Raw genomic sequence first — 21,800 nt, forward strand, 5'->3', positions numbered from 1 at the left:
GTTGCATGCAATTTCCGGCGGTAATAAGAACAACCCTTTTTTTGGGGTTAACAGTCACCCTGTTGCCGTTTTCAACAGCACAATCACTCACGGGAATATGGAGCGGTAAGATCAGCCGCAAAGGACCAGGCCGGCAGGGAGTGGAAAGTATCGAAATGCAGGTCTATCAATCCGGCAAACGTTTATCCGGCTATTCATTTACTTTTAAAGACACCAGCCGGTTTGTATTGTATGATATGAACGGCACCCGGGATAAAAAACACAGGCCATCCGTATCCGGGAAAAGGGGTATGCTTATTTCATATTACCCCCCGGCTTTCTTCCCTGCGAAAAAGAATTCAGCATGCGCTATTACAAGATCGGTAATACGCAGTACCTGTCGGGTGTATGGAGCGGACGGGGATATGATACCACCTGCTTTCCCGGTGAGGAATTACTGGTAGTACTTCAGAAGATCAGGAGACCGGAATATCCCATTGATCATTTTGTTCAGAAAAAAATGACCGATTATTTTCTCCGGCGGATACCAAAACAGGATACGCTGGGGCTGCCCGGGCCTGAAATAACCGAAACTGCACCAACGGTAGATCCCACAACAGGCAATTCACCGGCAGAACGAAAACTGGAAATACAACAGATCATTAAACTGGCTGATACAGCCGTGACCATTTCATTATACGATAATGCAGTCATAGATGATGATACCGTTTCCATATTTGCAGATAAAAAACCGGTATTGCTCAGGCAACGCATCAGCGAACAACCGGTAACCTTCCGGATTTCCATGCAGGAACCGGGCAGGCCGTTAGAGATCATCATGCAGGCAGAGAACCTGGGAAGTATACCCCCCAATACGGCGATCATGATCATACAGGCGGGTACTAAGCGGTATGAAGTGAGACTGAGTTCCAGCCTTGAAAAACATGCCGTTGTGATCATCAGCTTTGATCCCTGATCCCGGGCGATACTATACATGAACTTTTACCGTTTTAAATTGTTGTAAAACCCCTGTAAGGCAAATAAAAATGTACCTTTACCCCGCAAAAGATCAACATGGAAATTAAAACCGGTCAACTTTTAAGTAAGATCAACAGCCCCGCTGACCTGAAGAAACTGAACAGGGAACAACTGCACCAGGTATGTGACGAACTGCGCCAGTATATCATTGATGTGGTGAGTGTGCATGGGGGCCATTTTGGCGCCAGCCTGGGTGTGGTGGAACTGAGTGTTGCCTTACATTATGTTTTCAATACGCCTTACGACCAGTTGGTTTGGGATGTTGGCCACCAGGCATACGGGCATAAGATCCTTACCGGCCGCCGCGACAATTTCCCTACGAACAGAAAGTACAAGGGGCTGAGCGGTTTCCCAAAACGCAGCGAAAGTGAGTATGATACGTTTGGTGTTGGCCATTCATCAACCTCAATTTCTGCAGCCCTGGGTATGGCAATGGCTTCTCATTACAAGGGTGAAAACGACCGGCAGCACGTGGCGGTGATCGGGGACGGCGCCATGACAGCCGGCCTGGCATTTGAAGCAATGAACCATGCCGGTATCGAAAAGAGCAATGTGCTCATCATCCTGAATGATAACTGCATGAGCATCGACCCCAATGTGGGGGCGTTGAAAGAATACCTTACTGACATAACCACTTCGCATACATACAACGACCTGCGTGACAACGTATGGAAAGCATTGGGCAAATTACCCGTTGGAAAGAATTTCAGCCGGGAGATGGCCAGCAAACTGGAAGCCAGCCTGAAGGGAATGGTGAGCAAGAGCAGCAATTTGTTTGAAGCACTCAAGCTGCGTTATTTCGGCCCCATCGATGGGCATAACATCACCAAGCTGGTAGATACTTTAAAAGACCTGAAAGACATACCCGGACCCAAGATCCTCCACATTAAAACGGTGAAAGGGAAGGGCTATGAACTGGCGGAGAAAGACCAGACCAAGTGGCATGCCCCGGGGCTGTTTGATAAACTGACCGGTGAGATACAGAAGAAGACATTTGATATTCCGCAGCCACCCAGGTACCAGGATGTGTTTGGACTTACCATCATTGAACTGGCTGAAAAAAACAAAAAGATATTTGGCATCACACCAGCCATGCCAAGCGGCTCTTCCTTAAAATACATGATGGAAAAAATGCCTGACCGGGCATTTGATGTGGGCATTGCCGAGCAGCATGCAGTAACACTCAGTGCCGGTATGGCCACGCAGGGAATGAAGGTTTTCTGCAATATCTATTCTTCCTTCATGCAAAGGGCATACGACCAGGTGGTGCATGATGTGGCAATACAAAAACTGCCGGTGATATTCTGCCTTGACCGTGCCGGCCTCGTAGGCGATGACGGGCCAACCCATCATGGATGTTATGATATTGCCTATTTCCGCTGCATTCCCAATATGGTGGTCAGTTCCCCGATGAATGAGAGTGAATTGCGTAACCTGATGTTCACGGCACAACTCGATTCAACCGATCTGCCTTTTGTTATCCGTTACCCGAGGGGAGAAGGCGTGATGCCTGAATGGAAAACGGAGATGAAGGAGATACAGATAGGCAAGGGCCGGAAGCTAAAAGACGGCAAGGATATCGCGATATTGACTTTTGGACACCCCGGCAATTTTGCTGCAGCTGCCATCCGGGATGTGAAGGCAGAAGGTATTAACCCGGCACATTACGATATGCGTTTTGTAAAACCATTGGATGAAGAAATGCTGCATGAGGTATTCGGTAAATACAGCAAACTGATCACCGTGGAAGATGGAACGGTTTTGGGTGGTTTTGGAAGCGCCATACTGGAGTTCATGAATGCCCACGGGTATAAAGCGGAGGTCAGGATACTCGGTATACCGGACCGGTTGGTTGAGCACGGTACACCCAGGCAGCTGTATGATGAGATCGGTATTGATGCCAATGGTATTGTTAATGCGATCCGGGAAATGGCAGAAGTGAAGGTCACCGTTCAATGATTATTTCCTTACATATTTTTGAAACCCGGTTTTCTGAACCGGGTTTTTATTTTCTTTAACAGGCCACAAAAAATTTTATGGAAACCGGTTCGTTAGGCATCTATGTCTCCAAAAACTTTAATGAACCTCGGCCGGCGGATCTTCATCATCTGTTTTGTATTGCTGGCGGCCATATCTTCCTTTGGTTATTTTTTCTGGTATAAACCCAGGTTCAGCAAATACCCGCCGGCCAAGGCTTTTGCTTACAGTGAGAACACTTCATCCGCAAGACGAGAGGTCCTGTCCAGGTTGAAATTAAGAGCGGCGGAGGCAAAGAATTATGTGGCGGAACATGGTTTCAGCCGTACACATTGTTTCCTGCTCGACATGCGGTTGCCGGGAGGGCTGAAACGTTTCTTTGTTTATAATATGAAGAAAGATTCTGTTGAACTGGCCGGCCTGGTCACCCATGGAAGCGGTTCACAGGGCGATTCGGAGGACCTGGTATTTTCCAACAAACCAAACAGCTATTGTACTTCATTGGGCCGTTATAAGATCGGCAGATCATATAACGGAAGTTTTGGACTTGCCTATAAATTGTACGGCCTGGATGAGTCGAATAATAATGCTTTTGGACGCTGCGTGGTGCTTCATGGGCATGATTGTGTTCCGAACGACGAAGTATATCCGTCTTCCATCTGTTTGAGCCTGGGTTGTCCCACCGTTTCATTTCCGTTCTTGTCCAGGCTTCAGGAATATATTGATAAAAACAGGAATCCAGTCCTGCTCTGGATATATTACTGAATTTAGTTCATGGGGATTTCAATGGCCAGCAACTCGGCATTTTCGGTAGCCCGGATGCTGAAATCATCGGCGCCGGAAATCCCAATGGCATCCCTTCTGTTCAGCGTTTGTCCATCCACTTCTGCAGAACCGGTTATCACTACCAGGAAAACACCATTTCCTTTGAAGGCAGTGGAGTAACTGATCTCTTTCCCTGCATCCAGGTTGGTCAATGCAAACCGGGCATCCTGGTTGATCCATAAAGCATTGTCTGCTTCCTGCGGAGAAACAACCACCTGCCACTTGTTTATTCGTTCGGCAATGTCATAGGTCTTTTGGTCATACCTGGGTTTGATATTCCTTTCTTTGGGGAATACCCATACCTGGAAAAGGGTAACGGGTTCTGTGGCCGAAGAATTGAACTCAGAATGCCGGACACCCGTTCCGGCGCTCATGATCTGTATGTCACCGGCCTTTATCACACCGTTTCCACCCGTACTGTCTTTGTGCTGCAATGCACCGGTAAAGGGAATGGTTACGATTTCCATATTGTCGTGCGGGTGGGTAGGGAACCCGCCGCCCCCGTCAACAAAGTCATCATTCAATACCCTTAGTAGTCCAAAGTGAACTTTTGCCGGGTCGTGGTACTGGGCAAAACTGAAATAGTAATTGGGCTTTAACCAGCCATAGTCTGCTGTGCCCCTGTCGGCTGCTTTGTATAATGTTGTTTTCATTGTGTTGTTTTAAAATTTAATGTTTAAACATCAAATAGTGTACCAATTCTGTTCCTGACAAAATGGTGAAAAAATGACTGGTTATTTGACAGGGTCCGACGCCTCGCCGGGCCAATAAAAAAATCCCCCGTTTTGCGGGGGAGGATCTAGTTGAGTGTGGCAGGGTCTTCACCGGGCAAGAAGCCGGCCCCGGGAACTTCTTCCTCCCGGTTCTCGTTCCATTCCACGATGAAATTGTTTTTGCCTTCTCCGGTCAGTAAACTCATGAACCGTTGCTGCACCAGTTCCAGCAGGGATAAAAAGAGGAAGATGGCATGAATGCGGTTCTCACATACATCAAATACCTTTTCAAACGACATGGTCTTTTCTGCACGGCAGGTGCTGAGCATATACTCCCTGCTTTCTTCCATGGTATAGTTATAGCGTACTACGGTATGCACCGGTCTGTTATTGCGTTCCTGCAGTTTATGAATGACCTTTTCAAAAGCCTTCATCAGTTTGAAAAGGGTTACGGTCTGTATCTCGGTACCTTCCCCGGCTTCTTCACCGATCTGTGAAATTTCCTTCTGCAGGTTACCACGCTTAACCATCAGCTGGCGAAGGGCTTCCATCTCAGCCATTTTTGCGGCCGCTTCTTTAAATCGTTTGTATTCGAGGATCTTGTTGATGAGTTCCTGCCTGGGATCGATTTCATTGCCATCGGCATCCAGTTCCTTACGTGGCAACAGCATTTTTGCCTTTATCCGCATCAGGGTACTGATGAACAGGATGAATTCGCTGCTCAGTTCAATGTTCAACTTTTCGCTGTTGTGTATGAAGTCTAAAAAATCGTTGGTGATCTTTGTGATGGGGATATTGTAAATATCCAGTTCATCTCTTTCAATAAAGAACAGGAGCAGGTCAAATGGCCCCTCAAATTGCTCCAGTTTTATCTGGTAAGTTGTGTTATTCACTTTAAAATAGCTTAATTACTATAACAAAATCATCCCCGGGCAGGGGAGGACAAATGTATTGATTTGTTGACAGAATAAGGCTTCCGGGGAATGATTCATCACCTGATGTGGATAAAACCGGCTAAAGTTTTACGGTAAGCCCGATCCCCAGCACTTCCTTCAATTGGGTCCTTTTTAAGATATCATCGTCGTATACAATATCGGCGCTGATATTGGTGGCCAGCCATTTGTTGAACTTCAGGCTCAGCAGGTTTGTAAAGAAAACATCCACATTTTCGGGGTTTCTCTTGTAGTTACTGAAAAGGTCAAGCCTTCCGGTGTAAAGCGCCCATTTGGTAAAGCTTTTTGTAAACTTTGCGGTGGCAAAAGCACCCAGTTCCGTGTAAGATTTCTTATCGGGGGGTACGCCGAATTTGTCAACGCTGTAAAAGTCCGGGTCATTTTTTAAGATGAGCCGGGTGGTTATTGGTGAAACAAACAGGGTGAAGGTCTTATCGGGTCTGAAGTCAATTCCCGCAGAAATAATGATCTTCCCCGGCGTAAGGAAACTGGAGATCTTATTATTTGCTGTATCTGTGTAATTATAACCTGTCAATGCCTGGGTATTGAAGTTTACCAGCAGGGCTGTGTACCATTTGGGCGAGAACTGGTAACCATATTTGGTGGTGATGTCGATCCGGTCGTCGGTCTTCCGGAAGCGGCCAAAACTGGTGGCATTTTGAAATCCCAGGGCAATGTCGAAATAATTATTCCAGGAATTCTTTCCTTCTTTAAAGTTGAGGTTATAGTTGAACAGCATGGCAACACCAAGCGTATTTTGTTCACCCCCGCTCACCCAGTTTCTGAGAGCACCTTGCTGGACGTTGAGGATAAAAGTACCTGCTTTTTGCCATCCGTCTTTTTCGGGCAGTTTCAGTTCTTTAAAAGCCACTTTCTGAAATTCCTTAAGCGAGGGGTCCTGTGCCCGGGCAGAAAATAAAAAGGTTACTGCTGTGAGGACAGTAACGAAAGGTTTTATCATGCCGCAAAAATAAATAAAAAAGCATGTGTAATATGTTAACACATTTTAAAGACGGGAAGCTGTCTTTACTTGTACAGCACAAAACAATTGTTAAATATCCGGGAATACGCCTTAGTTATTATTTTTTTGAAAAAGTATAAGCAAAGCCGATCCCCATCAGTTGCAGCCACTGCGGGGCAGGCCCCTTGGCAGGGTTCACGTTCTGGGTATTGTCGTCGTAGATCATATCCAGGTTAAAGGAGAAGTTGATATACTTCGTTATCCTGGCTGTTATAACATTCGACCAGAAAATATCAATGTTCTGGGGTTTTTGTTTATAGTTGGAAAAGAGATCAAGTTTTGTTTTATAAGTGAAACTGCCACCCAGTTTTTTGGAATAATTGACAGAAGCAAATGCGCCTAATTCATTTTTTGACTTTTTGCCCGGAACGATCCCGAACAGGGGTGCTATTGTATTATCCGTAACCACCACCCACCTTTCTGTCAGGGGTGAAATGAAAACGGACAGGTCATTATTCGGTTTGTAATCAAAACCAAGCGACAATAAAATATAGGCCGGTGCAAAGGAGTTGGAAGTTACAGTCGATGTATCCACACCGGCGGCTGTTTTTGAATAGGCATATCCTTTTGCAAACTGGGTACGTAAATTGAACAGTGCCGATGCATTCCACTTTGGCGATAAAGCATAGCCATACTTCGACAGGAGATCTATCCGGTCGCTGGCCTTACGGGAACCCAGGCTGGTAGTATTTGTAATGCCATAGGCAAGGTCCAGGTTGTTGTCCCAGGAACTTTTGTTCTTTTTATAGAACGCAAAGAGGTTCAGGTAGGAATTGAGCGAGAATGAAAATTTATCGCCGCCGGATGACCAGTTGCTTAATGAACCCTGGTTGATGTTCAAATTGACCAATCCTCCCAGTTTCCATTTTTTCTGAACGGTATCTTTCGGGTCTTTGGCAACTGATTTTGATGCTTCGTTTTTCAGGTCCTTAATGCTTGGGTCCTGTGCAAACCCGGCAATGGCTGAAAGCGTAAGGAAGGTGGTTAAGAGTATGTTTTTCATGATCGTATATTATATAAAAGAAGCAACGGTACCGGTCGGCACTGCTGCTTCTTTTGTGCTGAAATCATTTTTTCAAAGCATCGCGGATCTCCATCAGCAAGGCATCGGTGGAAGAGGGGCCTGCAGGCGCTTCTTCCTGTTTCTTCTTCATACTGTTGATGGCTTTTATTACGAGGAACATCACGAAGGCAACGATGATAAAATTGATGATGGCTGTTACAAAATCGCCCCATTTCAGTGCAACTTCCGCTGCACCTGCTGTTATCACTGTACCCGTTGCGTCTTTCACTTCTGCAACCGCTTTCTTAAGTACAAATACATTTTTACTCAGGTCGGCCCCGCCGATCATTCCAATCAGGGGAGCAACAATTCCTTCTGTAAAGGAAGTGACCACCTTTCCAAAGGCGCCGCCCATCACAAAGGCAACAGCAATGTCAACCAGGTTGCCCTTCATGGCAAAGTCCTTGAATTCTTTGATAAATCCCATAGTTGTTGATTTTGAAGGTTAAAAATAATTACCGGGTAAGCATATATTAAATTTAGCACAATAATCATTCCGGTGCAAACCCATTTTTCGGGATACGGAATTTGTCAAAGGGCGGACACTGAATTCAACGTAAATACTTCAACTTTGCGGCATTCAAATTTTATCCATTGAACAAAGGATTTTTAAACTGGTTCATCTTCATTGCACTGTCCATCATATGGGGCAGCAGTTTCATTTTGATGAAAGAAGGGTTAAAAAGCCTTTCTGCCTACCAGGTGGCTTCGCTGCGGATCGTTTTTTCCGGTATTGTACTTTTGCCCACGGCAATAAAGTTCTTTCGGCGTATCCCCAAAGACAAGATCACGGTCATATTTCTTTCCGGTTTATTCGGCAGCCTGCTGCCCGCCTACTTGTTCTGTATTGCTGAAGAAGGAATAGACAGCGCCCTGGCCGGAACCCTGAATTCACTCACGCCTATTTTTGTGATCATCATGGGGGCCTTGTTCTTCCAGAGCCGCACAACCAGCAATAAAGTGCTGGGTATTGTTATTTCGTTCACCGGCAGTATCCTGTTGCTTTTCAGTAAAGGGCATATGCAGGACAATCAAAACCTGCTGTATATAAGTTATGTGGTGCTGGCCACCATTTTTTATGGAATAAATGTAAATATGGTGCACCGGCACCTGCATGACATTGGTTCATTGCAGATCGCTGCTGTAGCCCTTACACTCAATGCCATACCAGCCCTGGTCGTATTGGGTGCCACCGGTTACTTTAACCTGCCGCTTACTGAAAGCGGTGTATTGTATTCTACCGCTGCTTCTGCCGTATTGGGGATACTGGGCACCGCGGTGGCCTCCATTATATTTTATATGCTGGTAAAACGTGCGGGTGCTGTATTTGCTTCCATGGTCACATACGGCATACCGGTTGTGGCAAATTTCTGGGGATTGATCTACGGGGAGGAAGTAGGCTGGAAACAATTTGCCTGCCTTGCCATCATCCTTTCGGGCGTTTATATTGCCAACAGGAAAACAGCAGGATAAGGATCACTCAGCTTCACTGAAGGAAATATTCTTCTCTCTTAAAAAGGCTTTTATTTTATCGGCATGCACACAAATGCCCACGTGCAAGAACGGGCTGTTGGTAACTTTGCTTCTTTTTCCATTGCTTATGATCTCGTGGTCTTTCAGGTCAAAACCAAGGTGCAGGTGGTTGGTGGCAAACTGCATTCCGTAAACGGTTCCATTGGTATCGAAAAGCGGCCCGCCGCTCTGTCCTCTTAAACCGGGCGTACTCATTTCAATACCTGTGATGCCTTCTGTTATGTTGCTGGCAACAAACCGGGTAACAATGCCATCAATGGGAAAAGAAGGGGAGTTGGGATTGCCGGTATTGGTCCATTCAATATCATCGGTATCCGGGTTATGCCTGAAGTTATTGAACTCCGGGAAGGGGAAACCGATCCTGCATAGGGACATGCCCTGCTTTATTTTACTGCTGTCTTTAATAAAGCTTGCATGGGAGGTATAAAAAATTTTATTGAATCCCTTGAATTCAAGTATGGCAAGGTCGAGCGTAGGGTGGGTGTGGCAGGTTATCTCCCGGATGGAATCAAAACAATTGAGAAAATTATTTTTCAGCTGTATGGTTGTCTCAGGAAGATATTTATACTTCAGTTCCAGCCCCTGTACATTCCTTTTGAATTTATTGTCTTTGGGAACAGCATTCAATTCTGCCCTGAACTTCAAATAATGCTGGTTTATGTTCTCCGCCGCCGGGATCATCTCGGCCACATGCCTGCAGGTAATGGCAACCCCGTTGTCGTTCACAAAAAAGAAAGTGGAGCTCCCGGGCAATAACAATCCTCCATAGGTCCTGGAAATACTGTGCAGTGGCCGGGTAAACTGCAATACCTTTTCTATCGCTTGCTGAAACATGTTATTTTTTGACTGAAGGGAGTGGTGACTAACGTACTTTTTAAACAGCCATGATCTCCTTCTCCTTGACCCCCAGGTGTTTTTCGATCAGGGTGATGAACTTGTTGGTTGTATCCTGTATATCGGCTTCGGCGTCTTTGGCAACGTCTTCACTTAACCCGTCTTTCTGCAATTTTTTTATGTGTTCAATACTGTCCCTGCGGATGTTGCGCATGGCCACTTTGGCATGTTCGCCTTCTGCATTGCATTTTTTCACCAGTTCTTTCCTGCGTTCTTCTGTTAAAGGGGGAAGGAAGAGCCGGATGATATTCCCGTCGTTTTGGGGATTGATGCCGATATTGGCCATGGTAATGGCCCTTTCAATGGCCTGCAGCATATTTTTTTCCCAGGGCTGAACAGAAATGGTACGGGCATCCAGCACCGAAATATTTGCTATCTGGTTTATGGGAGTAGGGTTTCCATAATAATCAGCCATGATCCCGTCTACCATGGATGGATTTGCTTTACCAGCACGGATCTTTCCCAATTCAGCTTCCAGGTGCCCCAGGGCCCTGGTCATTGCTTTTTCTGTATCGCCGGTGATCTTTGAAATTTCTTCTGACATAACTTATTTCATTAGTTGCAGGCAAAGCTATAAAAAACTAATGTGATTACAGAAGTTGGTTATAATGCACCGGTCTGTCCGGCAGGGAAGCCGGGAAATTCAAAATAAAGAGGGGGTGGAACTACTCCGCTTCTACCGTTTCGGAGGCCAGTTTAAGTATCTTATGCGATTTGATAACATCTGCATTGGAGATATTCTGATCAACGATGCTCTTGCTTCGGGGCCGGCTGTAATAAATAACGCCGATAAAAATAAATGCAGATACGAGCAGTATGCCTATCACGGTTGTGGTACCCAGGTTACGAAGGAAATAAGCCATGGCAATGAAAATAATGTTAACTGCCACGCAGGTAATGGTTACCATGCGGTGGTTTAAGCCAAGGTCAAGTAAGAAATGGTGCACATGTGTCCGGTCGGGGCTGAACGGAGAGCGCCTGTCCAATATGCGCAGGCCAAACACCCGAAGTGTATCGAACAACGGGATCATTAATATGGAGAACCCGATAGCCGGCGCTGCTGCGATGGGCAGGTTGGAGACCGGGTTGCCGGCTACATTGATGAATTTAATGACCAGGATCGAGTTGATCAGGCCCAGTAAAAGGGAGCCGGTATCCCCCATGAATATTTTTGCAGGAGAAAAATTATACAATAAGAATCCGATCGTACTGCCAGCCAGTGCAAAGGCCATTACTGCGTAGGTCAGCTGTCCGGCATAGAAAAAGTATGCTCCGAACACCAGGGTGGTAAGTAAGCCAAGGCTTCCTGCCAGGCCATCTACCCCGTCGATCAGGTTGAAGGAGTTTGTAATTACGATGATGGTGAAGATGGATAAAACAATACTGGCAATATGCGGGATCTCATAAATGCCTAAAAAACCATGCATGTTGGTTATTTGTATGCCACCGAATTTAATGATAATGCCCGCTGCGATCAGCTGCCCGATGAATTTCTTGCTGGCTGATAGAACAAGTATATCATCTTTGATACCAAGAAAAAATATTACAGTGGCTGCTGCGGCAAAATACTGGAGTTCGGAAGTGATGGAGGAAGGAACACCCATTAATGTGGCAATGATAAAACCGGCAAAAATGCCCAGGCCCCCAAGCGTGGGGATAACGGTCTTATGGACTTTCCTTTCATCCGGCTCATCAAACAGCTTTTTGTCTTTGGCAACCTGGATAATGACAGGGATAGCGAAAAAAGTGATCAGGAAAGCCAGTGCCGCACTAAGTAAGATGTTGTCCATTCTGTAAGTTTAATTCAGCCCTTTGTTTATATGATGCAAAAGTATCAAATATGTTCTGAGGATAAAACTAAAAACATATTTAATTAGATACAACTTTTTACAAAAGGGTTGCCTGAAAAAATGTACCGGGAGGTCGACTTTTTTTTGAAAATGGTTTCCCGATATTGGTATGCAAATAACGAAGAAATTGTAAACTTATTATCAACTATTTAATACCACCCTGTTATTAAAGTTTGTGCACAGTCAATTTTAAAGTAGGTTTGCAACCCTGAAATACCCCGTATCAGGTTGTTTTATTCCCTATCTTGATATGTGAATTTTATATAATAAAGAACCGCTAATTTAGCTACACAAATGAGTGAATTAAAAGACATTGCCACCCAGATCCGCAGGGATATAGTACGCATGGTTCATGCCGTGCAAAGCGGCCATCCGGGGGGATCCCTCGGGTGTACCGAGTATTTTACAGCGCTTTATTTCCGGGTGATGAAGCATGATCCTGACTTTAAAATGGATGGGATTGGAGAAGACCTCTTTTTCCTGAGTAACGGCCACATCTCTCCGGTTTATTACAGCACACTGGCCCGCAGCGGATATTTTCCCGTTCAGGAACTAAGTACTTTCCGGAAAATAAACAGCCGGCTGCAGGGCCATCCCGCCACCCATGAACATTTACCCGGCGTGCGGATCGCCAGCGGATCACTGGGGCAGGGTATGAGTGTGGCAGTAGGGGCAGCACTGGCAAAAAAACTCAATAACGATGGCCATATCGTTTATTCATTGCATGGCGACGGGGAGCTGGACGAGGGACAAAACTGGGAAGCCATCATGTTTGCAGCACATAAAAAAGTAGATAATCTTATTGCCACCATCGACTGGAACGGCCAGCAGATCGACGGGCCTACAAAATCGGTCATGGCACTCGACAGCCTCCGGGCAAAATTTGAAGCCTTCAACTGGCAGGTGCTGGAAATGGATGGCAACGATGTGGATGCTGTTGTGGCCGGGCTGAATAACGCAAAAACATTCGTGGGTAAAGGAAAGCCGATCGTTATCCTGATGAAGACCGAAATGGGAAAGGGCATCGACTTCATGGAAGGCAGCCACGAATGGCATGGCATTGCCCCGAATGACGACCAGTTGCAAAAAGCACTCGCCCAGTTACCTGAAACATTGGGAGATTATTAGGATCACCGCAACCCAAAATCCTGGTTTGAAGCTTTCCGGGCCGGCAACCAGGCGGCAATGAACGCAATGCCGATGGCAGTGAATGCCACCAGAAGAAAATCAGTGGCCAGTAGTTTTACGGGAAAATAATCCAGCAAAAAGGAGCCCCCCTGCAGTTTTATCAGTTTGAATTTTATCTGCAACAGGCAGATCACGGTTGCCATTGCAATGCCGGTTACCGTACCGATACCACCAAGCAACAGCCCCTCACTTAAAAATATCTTAAGAATGCCGGGCTTATTTACCCCCAGGCTTTGCAGCACGCTGATGTCTTTCTTTTTTTCAAGTACCAGCATGGTGAGGGCGCTTACCATATTAAAAGCAACAATGACCAGGATGAGGGTGAATACGCTGTATATGGCCCACTTCTCCAGTTGCATGGTATGGTACAGGCTGGTATTCTGTTCATACTTGGTTTGCACCCTGTAGTTGTTGCCCAGCAGCAAAGCGATCTTGTTTTTTTCTTCTTGGGCATCTGCTTTACCTCTTAATTTGATTTCTACGGCACTGTACTCATCGGCAGCAAAACCCATTTGTTGTTTTACAAAACCAATATTGGTAAGGGCATACCGGTCGTCAAATTCCTGCTGGATGGTGAATATGCCCGAAGCGTTCACATGGCCTTCACTTAAGGATTGCAGGGGATCATTGCTGAGGCTGTTCTTTTTTGGCAGGATGACGGTGAGGGGGTCGGAAGGCAGGGCAGGGTTAACATTGATGGCAACAGCATTCTGAATTCCTGAACCGGCCACTAATTGCGGGTCATCTGCGGTACCGGTAAAATACCTGCCCCGGTTTGTCCTGGCAGCCACACCGCATACTTTATCATAATTATCATCCACCCCCTTCAGGTAAATGACCGTTTGGGCATCGTAATTTTTAAGCAGGGCCTTTTCTTCGGCCACCAGGGAAAGGTTTTCAACCGATGGGGTTTCTTTGAGGGTGGCGATCTGGCCGGCAGTAAGAAAGAATGTTTTTCCCGAAGCAGGCGTGATCTTTATATCGGTATAAAAGGAAGAATAAAGGGACTTCACCAGGTCTTCAAACCCGTTAAAAACACTGAGTACCAGTACCTGGCAGCAGGTGGCAAAGGCAATAACGCCGGCAGTGACCCATGCAATGATGTTGATGGCATTTGCACTTTTTTTTGCTTTAAAATATCTCCAGGCAAAGGTTAAGTACATCCGGTTTGAAGTTTGTGGTTTGTGGTTTGTAGTTGATAAAGGGTCTGCCCGTCAGCAAAACCACAAACTAAAAACCATAAATGCTAGCTGTCTGTTTTCTTTATTTCCTTGAACAACTGTTCCATCTTATCCACGTAATCCAGCGTATCATCTATATAAAAACTAAGTTTGGGCATGCTGCGTAACTGGTGACGCACCCTTTCGGTCAGTTCTTTTTTAATTTCCCAGCTTCTTTCCTCAATTTTTTTAAGCGCAGCAAAACTGTCTGCCACTTTAAAAAAACTGAGATAGATCCGGGCATCAAAAAGGTCGGGGGTAATTTTAACGGATGATATGGAGACCATTCCCCCGTCCATCATGGATAATCCCAGCCGCTGGAAAATATCGCTCAGTTCTTTATGAAGCAATCCTGCCACCTGTTTCTGCCTTTTGCCTTCTACCATTATGTTTATGCTTTAATCGTTGTAAAATTAGTTACTTTGCTGCGTTTTATCAGCTTTAATATTTACCAGGGACATGAAGAGTTTACGGAGCATTTTCAGGTACATCAAAAAATACCCGCGGCTTGTTATCAGCTATTTCGGGTTTAATATCCTGTCGGCTGTTTTCGGGGTATTGTCATTAGGGTTGCTCAGTCCCTTTTTAATGCTCATTTTCAACCAGGGCGATGCATTCAAGGCTGTAAGCGACAATGGTTTTTTTGCCCGGATCAACCCGATCAATTATTTTAAGGAATGGTTGTATGAACTGATCAATGAACCCGGGGGAAAGGTGCAGGCCCTGATGCTGATATGCGGCGTGGTTTTTTGTGCCGTTATCTTAAAAAACATTTTCGCTTATTTCAGCATGTATCTCCTGAACCCCATACGCAACCGGATACTGAACGACATGCGCAGCAGCATGTATTCAAAAATACTGCAACTGCCCATCGGCTATTTCAGTGAACAGCGCAAGGGGGATATCATGAGTAAACTTTCCAATGACCTGGGCGATGTGGAAGGTTCTACCGTAAGTGTTTTGGAAAGTTTGTTCAGGGAGCCCATCACCATCATCCTGTTTTTTGTGTACATGGTCATACTGAGCCCGCAGCTTACGTTGTTCCTTGTTATCTTTTTACCGGTGGCCGGGTTTATCCTGGGCAGGATCGGCCGCTCGCTTAAAAAAGAAAACAAAAAGGTATTGCAGCAGTTCGGGGTGGTTTTTTCCACCATTGAGGAAACACTGGGAGGCATACGCATCATCAAGGCATTTAATGCAGAAAAGAAAATACAGCGGAAATTTGAAGAACAGAATGAAACCATGTTTCACCTGAAGAATGCGGCCAACAGGCGCAGGGACCTGGCATCGCCCGTTTCGGAAGCGTTGGGGGTAACAGCCGTATTGTGCATCCTCTGGTATGGCGGCAGGCTGGTATTAAGCGGCGATCCCTCCTTTACTTTAAACGCCGGCGATTTCCTGGCTTATATAGCCATCTTTACCCAGCTTATACAACCGCTTAAAGCATTGTCCAGCGCATCGTATAACATACAAAAGGGAGCTGCCAGTATTGAACGGATCGAAAACCTTGTCAATGAAAAGGTAAGCATCCAGGAATTACCTGACGCAAAGGAATTGCGATCCTTCACACATTCCATTGAATTGAAAAACGTAAGCTTTGGTTACGACGATACATCGATCCTAAAAAATATCAACCTTACAATAGAGAAAGGGAAGACCATTGCCCTGGTTGGCAGCAGCGGCGCCGGAAAAAGTACCCTGGCAGACCTTATCCCCCGGTTCATAGATCCCACCGCCGGCGAAGTGCTGATCGACGGGATCAATATCAAAAATTATACACTGCATTCCATCCGTAGCCAGATGGGTATTGTAACACAGGAAGCGATACTTTTCAATGATACCATTGCCAGTAATATTTCGTTGGGGATGAATGATGCACAGCCTGCCGAAATAGAAGCTGCAGCCCGGATCGCCAATGCACATGATTTTATTGTTCAGAAAGAAGAAGGCTACAATACCAATATCGGCGACCGGGGCAGCAAACTCAGCGGTGGTGAACGCCAACGCATGACGATCGCCAGGGCCGTACTAAAAAACCCGCCCATATTGATCCTGGATGAAGCCACTTCCTCCCTGGATACCGAAAGCGAGCGGCTTGTTCAGGATGCCATCAACAACCTGATGAGCAACCGCACCAGTATCGTGATCGCCCACCGCCTGAGTACCATCCGCCATGCAGACGAGATCATTGTTTTGCAGAAGGGAGAGATCGTGGAAAGAGGTACCCACGACTCCCTGATCGCACAGAATGGATTTTATAAGCGATTGGTGGATATGCAGGAAGTGAAGTAAAGCCGATACAGGATGCAAGATACGGGATACAGGATACGGGATACAGGATACAGGATGCGGGATGCAGGATACGGGATGCAGGATTGAGTATTTCGCCCAGATATCTTGAATCTGGTATCCTGCATCGGGCATTCTCAGGCTCCTTCGATCAATCCCACGGCATTGCCCCATGGATCGATCACGGTGGCCACTTTAATTCCCCCACCCACATCGGAGGTATTGTATAAGATAGCGGCTCCGTGCTCGACCATTCTTTTCACGCATTCTTCTATTTCATCCACCGCCCAATGACTTACGGTTTGGTTGCCAATAGTGACCGTTTCATCCCGCGGATGCAGGCCCAGCTCACAACCATTAAAATCAAAGCCGATGTAAAAGGGTTCATCAAAATAAGGTTGCACGCCGGTAAGGGTGCTGTACCACTCTTTTGCCTTCTGCAGATCGGGTACATAATAAATAACGGTTCTTATTTTTTTAAACATACCCCAAACCCCTAAAGGGGCTTTTAAGATTATAATGATTCATAAATCTATTAAATAAAAAAGAGAATGATTTTATTCATTCTCCTTAAATATTTATTCTCCAGTTCCCCCTTTAGGGGGCGGAGGGGGTAATTACTTCACTGCTCCCATCTTAGCCTCAATGCTCAATGTGGCATGCGGCACGGCACGTAAACGGGCTTTATCGATCAGTTTACCTGTAACCCGGCAGATACCATAGGTTTTGTTTTCAATACGCATCAGGGCTTTTTCCAGGTGATCAATGAACGTGATCTGGCGGCTGGCCATCTGGCTCAGTTGCTCCCTTTCCATGCTGATGCTTCCGTCTTCCATGGTCATGTAGCGGGAGTCATCCATATCGCCACCGGTTTCGTCCTTACGGGTAATTAATCCCTGCAGATATGCCAGTTCTTTTTTTGCAGATTCCAGTTTGCGCTGTATAAGCTCCCTGAATTCGGTCAGGTCGGCATCGCTGTATCTTACGATGGGTGCCCCCGGGTCATTCACCGGCTGGTCCAATACCGAACGGGTGAAATCGGGTTGGTATTTACGGGAGGTTTTTGTATTGATCTTTGGTAATACCACCGGTTTTGCCGGTGTGATCTTTATGTCCTTTGCCTTCAAAGGCGTTGAAACTTTTTCAGGGGCTTTTTTTACCGCCGCCGCCGCTTTGGGGGCTGGTTTTTTTACCTCGATCTTCTTTTTCATAGGTTTAACGGGCGCTTTCGCAATGGGTTTAACGGGTTTTTTTACGGCAACCGGCTTCTTAGGGGCGGCTTTTCCAGGTTTTTTGGCTGCAGGTTTTTTAGCAACAGGCTTTTTGGCAACCGGCTTTTTGGCAACTGCTTTTTTTGGAGCGGTCTTCTTAGCCGGGGCAGATTTTTTAACGGGCTTTGCTGGTTTTTTAGCAGCAGGTTTAGCTGTTGCTTTCCCCGCCTTAGCCGGGGCATGCTTTTTTGTTGCCATACTATTATCCTTTTTTAAGTACGTTCACTTTTAATGATATGTCGTTCACTTCAATTTCAATACCGGTATCCAGGGCCGGTAAAAATGCCAGTGAATCAGCCAGAATTTCGGCGCAAATATAGTCTTTATATTGAATTAATGAGGGTTGCAGCCCCCCATTTTCCAACACAGAAACGTCTATCCGGTCGGTGAGGTTAAAACCATTGTCTTTGCGTATGTTTTGGATGCGGTTCACAAATTCCCGGGCTTCACCTTCTTTTCTCAGATCACCGGTAATTGTTATATCTAAAGCTACTGTCAACTGTCCTTTTACGGCTACTTCATAACCCGGAATGTCATCGGTGGATACCTCCATATCTTCTGCGGTAATGATGATGGGCTCCTCGCCGCCTGCTTCATACCCGGGGTTAAGCATATACTCACCCTCCAGGGCTTTATCAATGGTACTATTATCGAATCCGGAGATCTGTTCTGCCGCCCATTTCATTTTTGGTCCCAGTTTTTTACCCAGGGTCTTGAAATTGGCTTTGGCTTTTTTCTTTATAAAATCATTTTCGGCACCCAGTATATCCACTTCCTTGACATTGGTTTCGGCCTTGATGATGTCTTCCACCTTTTTTATCCGGTCGGCCATGGTTGAATCCAGCGCCGGGATAAAAACCTTTTGCAGGGGCTGCCGTACCTTGATATTAACTTTCTTGCGCAGGGATAATATCAGCGAAGAGATATCCTGTGCCAGTTGCATTCTTTTTTCCAGGTCGGTATCAATTACCGCATCATTGGCTTTGGGAAAATCCGTATGATGCACAGACTCATTGGTGAACCGATTAGACACCGCATTCAGGTTGTTGAATAACCAGTCGGCAAAGAACGGTGCAACGGGGGCCATCAGTTTGCTCAGTGTTTCCAGGCATTCATATAAGGTCTGGTATGCACAGATCTTGTCGTGTTCGTATTCACCTTTCCAGAACCTGCGGCGGCAAAGCCGTACATACCAGTTGCTCAAATGGGCGTCTACGAAATCTTCGATGGCACGCCCGGCCTGGGTGGGCTCGTACTCATCAAAATTCTGTTGTACATCTTTGATCAGCGAATTCAGGGATGATAATATCCACTGGTCAATTTCGGGCCTGTCTTTTACCGGGATGTAATTTTCTTTAAATGAAAAACCATCCACGTTCGCATACAAAGCAAAGAACTGGTAAGTATTATAGAGGGTTCCAAAGAACTTGCGTTGCACTTCTTTGATGCCTTCTGCATCAAATTTCAGACTGTCCCAGGGCGATGCATTGGTGATGAGGTACCAGCGGGTGGCATCGGCGCCGAAACTATTGATGGTTGCAAACGGATCTACTACGTTGCCAAGGCGTTTGCTCATTTTGTTGCCGTTCTTATCCAGCACCAGGCCATTGCTCACCACCGTTTTATAAGCCACGCTGTCAAACAACAACACACCCAACGCATGCAAGGTATAGAACCAACCCCTTGTCTGGTCAACCCCTTCAGCGATAAAATCTGCCGGAAAAGCCCCATCCCAACCTTTCCCAAAGGGGAAGGGGTTGCCTGCATTTACTTTGGCCATATCCAATCCCCATTGTGCGTAGGGCATAGCGCCGCTGTCGAACCAAACATCGATCAGGTCGGGAACCCTTTTCATTGGTTTGCCCGAATCGCTTACTAAAGTGATATCATCTACATAGGGTTTGTGCAGATCAAGGATCCCTTCATGCAGGTAATGTTTATTGGTTTCACCACCCAATACGCCGGCGGCTTTTTTTATTTCATTATTCAGTTCTTCAATACTTCCGATGCATTTTTCTTCTTCCCCGTCCTCTGTTTTCCAGATGGGCAGTGGGGTACCCCAAAAACGGCTGCGGCTCAGGTTCCAGTCCACCATGTTCTCCAGCCAGTTGCCAAAGCGGCCGGTGCCGGTACTTGCTGGTTTCCAGTTGATGGTATTGTTCAGTTCCACCATCCGGTCTTTGGCTGCCGTGGTCTTAATGAACCAGGCATCCAGCGGGTAATAAATGATGGGCTTATCGGTACGCCAGCAATGAGGGTAATTGTGTTCGTATTTTTCTACTTTAAAGGCCCGGTTCTCTTTTTTCAGTTTTACGGCGATGTCCACATTCACATCCACATAATCCTTTTCATCTTTATAGTTCTTTACGTAGCGGCCGCTGAATTCACCAACACCATCCACAAACTTTCCTTGTTTGTCAACCAGGGTTAAAATACCCAGGTTATTTTTCTTTCCAACCCGGAAGTCATCTGCGCCAAAGGCCGGGGCCGTATGAACGATGCCGGTGCCATCTTCGGTGGTAACAAAATCACCAGGTACAACCCGGAAAGGCGCTGCACCGGGGGTTATCTCCTGTATCTTCTCTAACGTATTTGCATCGGAAGGGAGGAGTTGTTCGTATACTGCCCCTTCTATGTCTTTTCCCTTGAATTCAGTCAATATCTTCCAGGGGATCAGTTTTATTTCAGCGTTATAATTTTCAAAATCACCATTCTCAGCTTCCGCTTTAAAATATTTCCCAATCAGCGCTTTGGCAAGAATAACATTGATAGGTAAATGAGTATAGGGATTAAATGTTTGAACTAAAACATAATCAATATTTGGCCCAACAGTTAAACCAAGGTTTGAAGGTAATGTCCACGGAGTAGTGGTCCAGGCCAGGAAGAAGACCTCATCCCCAACCCGTTCTCCAGGGGGAGAAGGGGCTTTAGACTCTGCAATTGCAGAAAACATTTTAGAAATAGCCGGGTGCTCATTAGCCCCTCCTTTGGAGGGGTTTGGGAGGCGGAACATCGCCACCGCACTGGTATCCTTCACATCTTTATATGTTCCAGGCTGATTCAGTTCATGGCTGCTTAAACCTGTACCAGCAGCTGGTGAGTAAGGCTGAATGCTTACACTTTCGTAGAGGTATCCTTTCTTATATAATTCACTTAAACACCACCAAAGTGTTTCAATATAATTATTCTCAAAGGTCACATAGGGGTTATTCAGGTCAACCCAGTAGCCCATCTTTTGGGTGATATCATCCCACTTGTCTTTAAACCGCATCACCACTTCCCGGCATTTTTTATTGTAATCTTCTACAGAAATTTTAACGCCTATATCTTCTTTGGTAATTCCAAGTTCCTTCTCAACACCCAGTTCAATAGGCAGCCCATGGGTGTCCCAGCCGCCTTTTCGTTTCACCTGGAAACCCTGCATGGTCTTATACCGGCAAACCAGGTCCTTCAATGTTCTGGAAATGACGTGGTGAATACCGGGCATGCCATTGGCGCTCGGGGGGCCCTCATAAAAAACAAAAGGCGTTTTTCCCTCCCGGAACTCCACACTCTTCTCAAAGGTTTTTTCCTTTTTCCACTTTTCCAGGATCTCTTCGCCGATGGAAGGGAGGTTAAGTTGCTGGTATTCTGTGTATTTAACACTCATATAATTCTTTCTTCAATCTGTAAGTATAATAGGTGTGCAAAGGTAGGAAAATAGAGGGGTTCATTCGCACCGGGTTTGCATTATTGATTCTATTAAAATATGCCGGGAATTGTAGTATTTATACTAGGGGATTCGTAGTGAAAGCCGCAGCAGGACTAAATTCCAGCCCTAGTTATCCACAGTCTGGGGTTTTGGCATAGTATTGGCTTTTTACCAAACCGAGAATATCCTTAAAAATATCTGAAAAAATATGATAAAGAGTTTTGCTGGTTTAGGGTTTTATTAGGGTAAAAGACGGGAATAGTCTTATTCCCGTCTTACTTTAAGATAATACTCA

The 21,800-nt window shown here is 45.8% G+C and carries 20 protein-coding genes; 7 read left to right on the forward strand and 13 right to left on the reverse strand.

Going from position 1 to position 21,800, the window contains the following annotated elements:
- Positions 1-5 precede the first annotated feature (5 nt).
- From IPJ02_11530 to IPJ02_11545, 4 genes are all read left to right on the forward strand, one after another.
- Positions 6-443, forward strand: a complete 438-nt coding sequence (locus IPJ02_11530; GenBank protein ID MBK7376158.1) for a hypothetical protein — start codon at positions 6-8, stop codon at positions 441-443.
- Positions 344-955 carry a hypothetical protein gene (locus IPJ02_11535; protein MBK7376159.1) on the forward strand — a complete coding sequence of 204 codons (612 nt, stop codon included), beginning with the start codon at positions 344-346 and terminating at the stop codon, positions 953-955. The genes IPJ02_11530 and IPJ02_11535 overlap by 100 nt, the downstream gene beginning before the upstream one ends.
- A 98-nt stretch (positions 956-1,053) precedes the next feature.
- Positions 1,054-2,976, forward strand: coding sequence for a 1-deoxy-D-xylulose-5-phosphate synthase (locus IPJ02_11540; GenBank protein ID MBK7376160.1), 1,923 nt, complete (start codon positions 1,054-1,056; stop codon positions 2,974-2,976).
- 120 nt (positions 2,977-3,096) lie between these two features.
- Positions 3,097-3,759, forward strand: a complete 663-nt coding sequence (locus IPJ02_11545) for a murein L,D-transpeptidase catalytic domain family protein (protein ID MBK7376161.1) — start codon at positions 3,097-3,099, stop codon at positions 3,757-3,759.
- Between the two features lie 2 nt (positions 3,760-3,761).
- Here the strand turns inward: IPJ02_11545 and IPJ02_11550 are convergent, their stop codons facing one another.
- From IPJ02_11550 to mscL, 5 genes are all read right to left on the reverse strand, one after another.
- Positions 3,762-4,472, reverse strand: coding sequence for a pirin family protein (locus IPJ02_11550; GenBank protein ID MBK7376162.1), 711 nt, complete (start codon positions 4,470-4,472; stop codon positions 3,762-3,764).
- Positions 4,473-4,618: 146 nt separating this feature from the next.
- The gene (locus tag IPJ02_11555) at positions 4,619-5,425 is read right to left on the reverse strand and encodes a segregation/condensation protein A (GenBank protein ID MBK7376163.1); all 807 of its coding nucleotides are present in this window, start codon (positions 5,423-5,425) and stop codon (positions 4,619-4,621) included.
- A gap of 121 nt (positions 5,426-5,546) precedes the next feature.
- On the reverse strand, positions 5,547-6,446 hold the full coding sequence (locus IPJ02_11560) for a DUF3078 domain-containing protein (GenBank protein MBK7376164.1): 900 nt from the start codon (positions 6,444-6,446) through the stop codon (positions 5,547-5,549).
- Positions 6,447-6,564: 118 nt separating this feature from the next.
- Positions 6,565-7,509, reverse strand: a complete 945-nt coding sequence (locus IPJ02_11565) for a DUF3078 domain-containing protein (GenBank protein ID MBK7376165.1) — start codon at positions 7,507-7,509, stop codon at positions 6,565-6,567.
- 64 nt (positions 7,510-7,573) lie between these two features.
- Entirely contained in the window at positions 7,574-7,996 is a 423-nt protein-coding gene (gene mscL / locus IPJ02_11570) for a large conductance mechanosensitive channel protein MscL (protein MBK7376166.1), read from the reverse strand.
- A gap of 167 nt (positions 7,997-8,163) precedes the next feature.
- Here mscL and IPJ02_11575 point away from each other — a divergent pair, with 167 nt between their 5' ends.
- Positions 8,164-9,042, forward strand: a complete 879-nt coding sequence (locus IPJ02_11575; GenBank protein MBK7376167.1) for a DMT family transporter — start codon at positions 8,164-8,166, stop codon at positions 9,040-9,042.
- Positions 9,043-9,045: 3 nt separating this feature from the next.
- On the opposite strand, the gene IPJ02_11580 is transcribed toward IPJ02_11575, so the two are convergent.
- The 3 genes from IPJ02_11580 to IPJ02_11590 form a co-directional block, all read right to left on the reverse strand.
- Positions 9,046-9,936, reverse strand: coding sequence for a trypsin-like peptidase domain-containing protein (locus tag IPJ02_11580; protein ID MBK7376168.1), 891 nt, complete (start codon positions 9,934-9,936; stop codon positions 9,046-9,048).
- Positions 9,937-9,976: 40 nt separating this feature from the next.
- Entirely contained in the window at positions 9,977-10,540 is a 564-nt protein-coding gene (gene frr, locus IPJ02_11585; GenBank protein ID MBK7376169.1) for a ribosome recycling factor, read from the reverse strand.
- Between the two features lie 121 nt (positions 10,541-10,661).
- Positions 10,662-11,786, reverse strand: a complete 1,125-nt coding sequence (locus IPJ02_11590; protein ID MBK7376170.1) for an undecaprenyl/decaprenyl-phosphate alpha-N-acetylglucosaminyl 1-phosphate transferase — start codon at positions 11,784-11,786, stop codon at positions 10,662-10,664.
- 354 nt (positions 11,787-12,140) lie between these two features.
- Between IPJ02_11590 and IPJ02_11595 the strand changes: the two genes are divergently transcribed.
- Positions 12,141-12,974, forward strand: a complete 834-nt coding sequence (locus IPJ02_11595) for a transketolase (GenBank protein MBK7376171.1) — start codon at positions 12,141-12,143, stop codon at positions 12,972-12,974.
- 2 nt (positions 12,975-12,976) lie between these two features.
- Here IPJ02_11595 and IPJ02_11600 read toward each other — a convergent pair whose 3' ends face one another.
- Together IPJ02_11600 and rbfA are read right to left on the reverse strand one after the other, a co-directional pair.
- The gene (locus IPJ02_11600) at positions 12,977-14,197 is read right to left on the reverse strand and encodes an ABC transporter permease (protein ID MBK7376172.1); all 1,221 of its coding nucleotides are present in this window, start codon (positions 14,195-14,197) and stop codon (positions 12,977-12,979) included.
- An 83-nt stretch (positions 14,198-14,280) separates the two neighbouring features.
- Positions 14,281-14,640, reverse strand: a complete 360-nt coding sequence (gene rbfA, locus IPJ02_11605) for a 30S ribosome-binding factor RbfA (protein MBK7376173.1) — start codon at positions 14,638-14,640, stop codon at positions 14,281-14,283.
- Positions 14,641-14,713: 73 nt separating this feature from the next.
- On the opposite strand from rbfA, the gene IPJ02_11610 reads away from it, so the two are divergent.
- Entirely contained in the window at positions 14,714-16,546 is a 1,833-nt protein-coding gene (locus IPJ02_11610; protein MBK7376174.1) for an ABC transporter ATP-binding protein, read from the forward strand.
- 134 nt (positions 16,547-16,680) lie between these two features.
- Here IPJ02_11610 and IPJ02_11615 read toward each other — a convergent pair whose 3' ends face one another.
- The 3 genes from IPJ02_11615 to IPJ02_11625 form a co-directional block, all read right to left on the reverse strand.
- Positions 16,681-17,028, reverse strand: coding sequence for a VOC family protein (locus IPJ02_11615; protein ID MBK7376175.1), 348 nt, complete (start codon positions 17,026-17,028; stop codon positions 16,681-16,683).
- Between the two features lie 132 nt (positions 17,029-17,160).
- Complete coding sequence (locus tag IPJ02_11620; GenBank protein MBK7376176.1) at positions 17,161-18,012, reverse strand: TraR/DksA family transcriptional regulator; 852 nt, start codon at positions 18,010-18,012, stop codon at positions 17,161-17,163.
- A gap of 4 nt (positions 18,013-18,016) precedes the next feature.
- Positions 18,017-21,463, reverse strand: a complete 3,447-nt coding sequence (locus tag IPJ02_11625) for an isoleucine--tRNA ligase (protein ID MBK7376177.1) — start codon at positions 21,461-21,463, stop codon at positions 18,017-18,019.
- Between the last annotated feature and the right edge of the window lie 337 nt (positions 21,464-21,800).

The organism is Chitinophagaceae bacterium (assembly GCA_016710165.1).
GTDB lineage: Bacteria > Bacteroidota > Bacteroidia > Chitinophagales > Chitinophagaceae > Ferruginibacter.

What these genes read in the sequence shown, in the direction of transcription:
- IPJ02_11530 (MBK7376158.1), top strand. Translation starts at nt 6, where the DNA reads ATGCAATTTCCGGCGGTAATAAGAACAACCCTTTTTTTGGGGTTAACA.
- IPJ02_11535 (MBK7376159.1), top strand. Translation starts at nt 344, where the DNA reads ATGCGCTATTACAAGATCGGTAATACGCAGTACCTGTCGGGTGTATGG.
- IPJ02_11540 (MBK7376160.1), top strand. Translation starts at nt 1,054, where the DNA reads ATGGAAATTAAAACCGGTCAACTTTTAAGTAAGATCAACAGCCCCGCT.
- IPJ02_11545 (MBK7376161.1), top strand. Translation starts at nt 3,097, where the DNA reads ATGAACCTCGGCCGGCGGATCTTCATCATCTGTTTTGTATTGCTGGCG.
- IPJ02_11550 (MBK7376162.1), bottom strand. Translation starts at nt 4,472, where the DNA reads ATGAAAACAACATTATACAAAGCAGCCGACAGGGGCACAGCAGACTAT.
- IPJ02_11560 (MBK7376164.1), bottom strand. Translation starts at nt 6,446, where the DNA reads ATGATAAAACCTTTCGTTACTGTCCTCACAGCAGTAACCTTTTTATTT.
- IPJ02_11565 (MBK7376165.1), bottom strand. Translation starts at nt 7,509, where the DNA reads ATGAAAAACATACTCTTAACCACCTTCCTTACGCTTTCAGCCATTGCC.
- mscL (MBK7376166.1), bottom strand. Translation starts at nt 7,996, where the DNA reads ATGGGATTTATCAAAGAATTCAAGGACTTTGCCATGAAGGGCAACCTG.
- IPJ02_11580 (MBK7376168.1), bottom strand. Translation starts at nt 9,936, where the DNA reads ATGTTTCAGCAAGCGATAGAAAAGGTATTGCAGTTTACCCGGCCACTG.
- frr (MBK7376169.1), bottom strand. Translation starts at nt 10,540, where the DNA reads ATGTCAGAAGAAATTTCAAAGATCACCGGCGATACAGAAAAAGCAATG.
- IPJ02_11590 (MBK7376170.1), bottom strand. Translation starts at nt 11,786, where the DNA reads ATGGACAACATCTTACTTAGTGCGGCACTGGCTTTCCTGATCACTTTT.
- IPJ02_11595 (MBK7376171.1), top strand. Translation starts at nt 12,141, where the DNA reads ATGAGTGAATTAAAAGACATTGCCACCCAGATCCGCAGGGATATAGTA.
- IPJ02_11600 (MBK7376172.1), bottom strand. Translation starts at nt 14,197, where the DNA reads ATGTACTTAACCTTTGCCTGGAGATATTTTAAAGCAAAAAAAAGTGCA.
- rbfA (MBK7376173.1), bottom strand. Translation starts at nt 14,640, where the DNA reads ATGGTAGAAGGCAAAAGGCAGAAACAGGTGGCAGGATTGCTTCATAAA.
- IPJ02_11610 (MBK7376174.1), top strand. Translation starts at nt 14,714, where the DNA reads ATGAAGAGTTTACGGAGCATTTTCAGGTACATCAAAAAATACCCGCGG.
- IPJ02_11615 (MBK7376175.1), bottom strand. Translation starts at nt 17,028, where the DNA reads ATGTTTAAAAAAATAAGAACCGTTATTTATTATGTACCCGATCTGCAG.
- IPJ02_11620 (MBK7376176.1), bottom strand. Translation starts at nt 18,012, where the DNA reads ATGGCAACAAAAAAGCATGCCCCGGCTAAGGCGGGGAAAGCAACAGCT.
- IPJ02_11625 (MBK7376177.1), bottom strand. Translation starts at nt 21,463, where the DNA reads ATGAGTGTTAAATACACAGAATACCAGCAACTTAACCTCCCTTCCATC.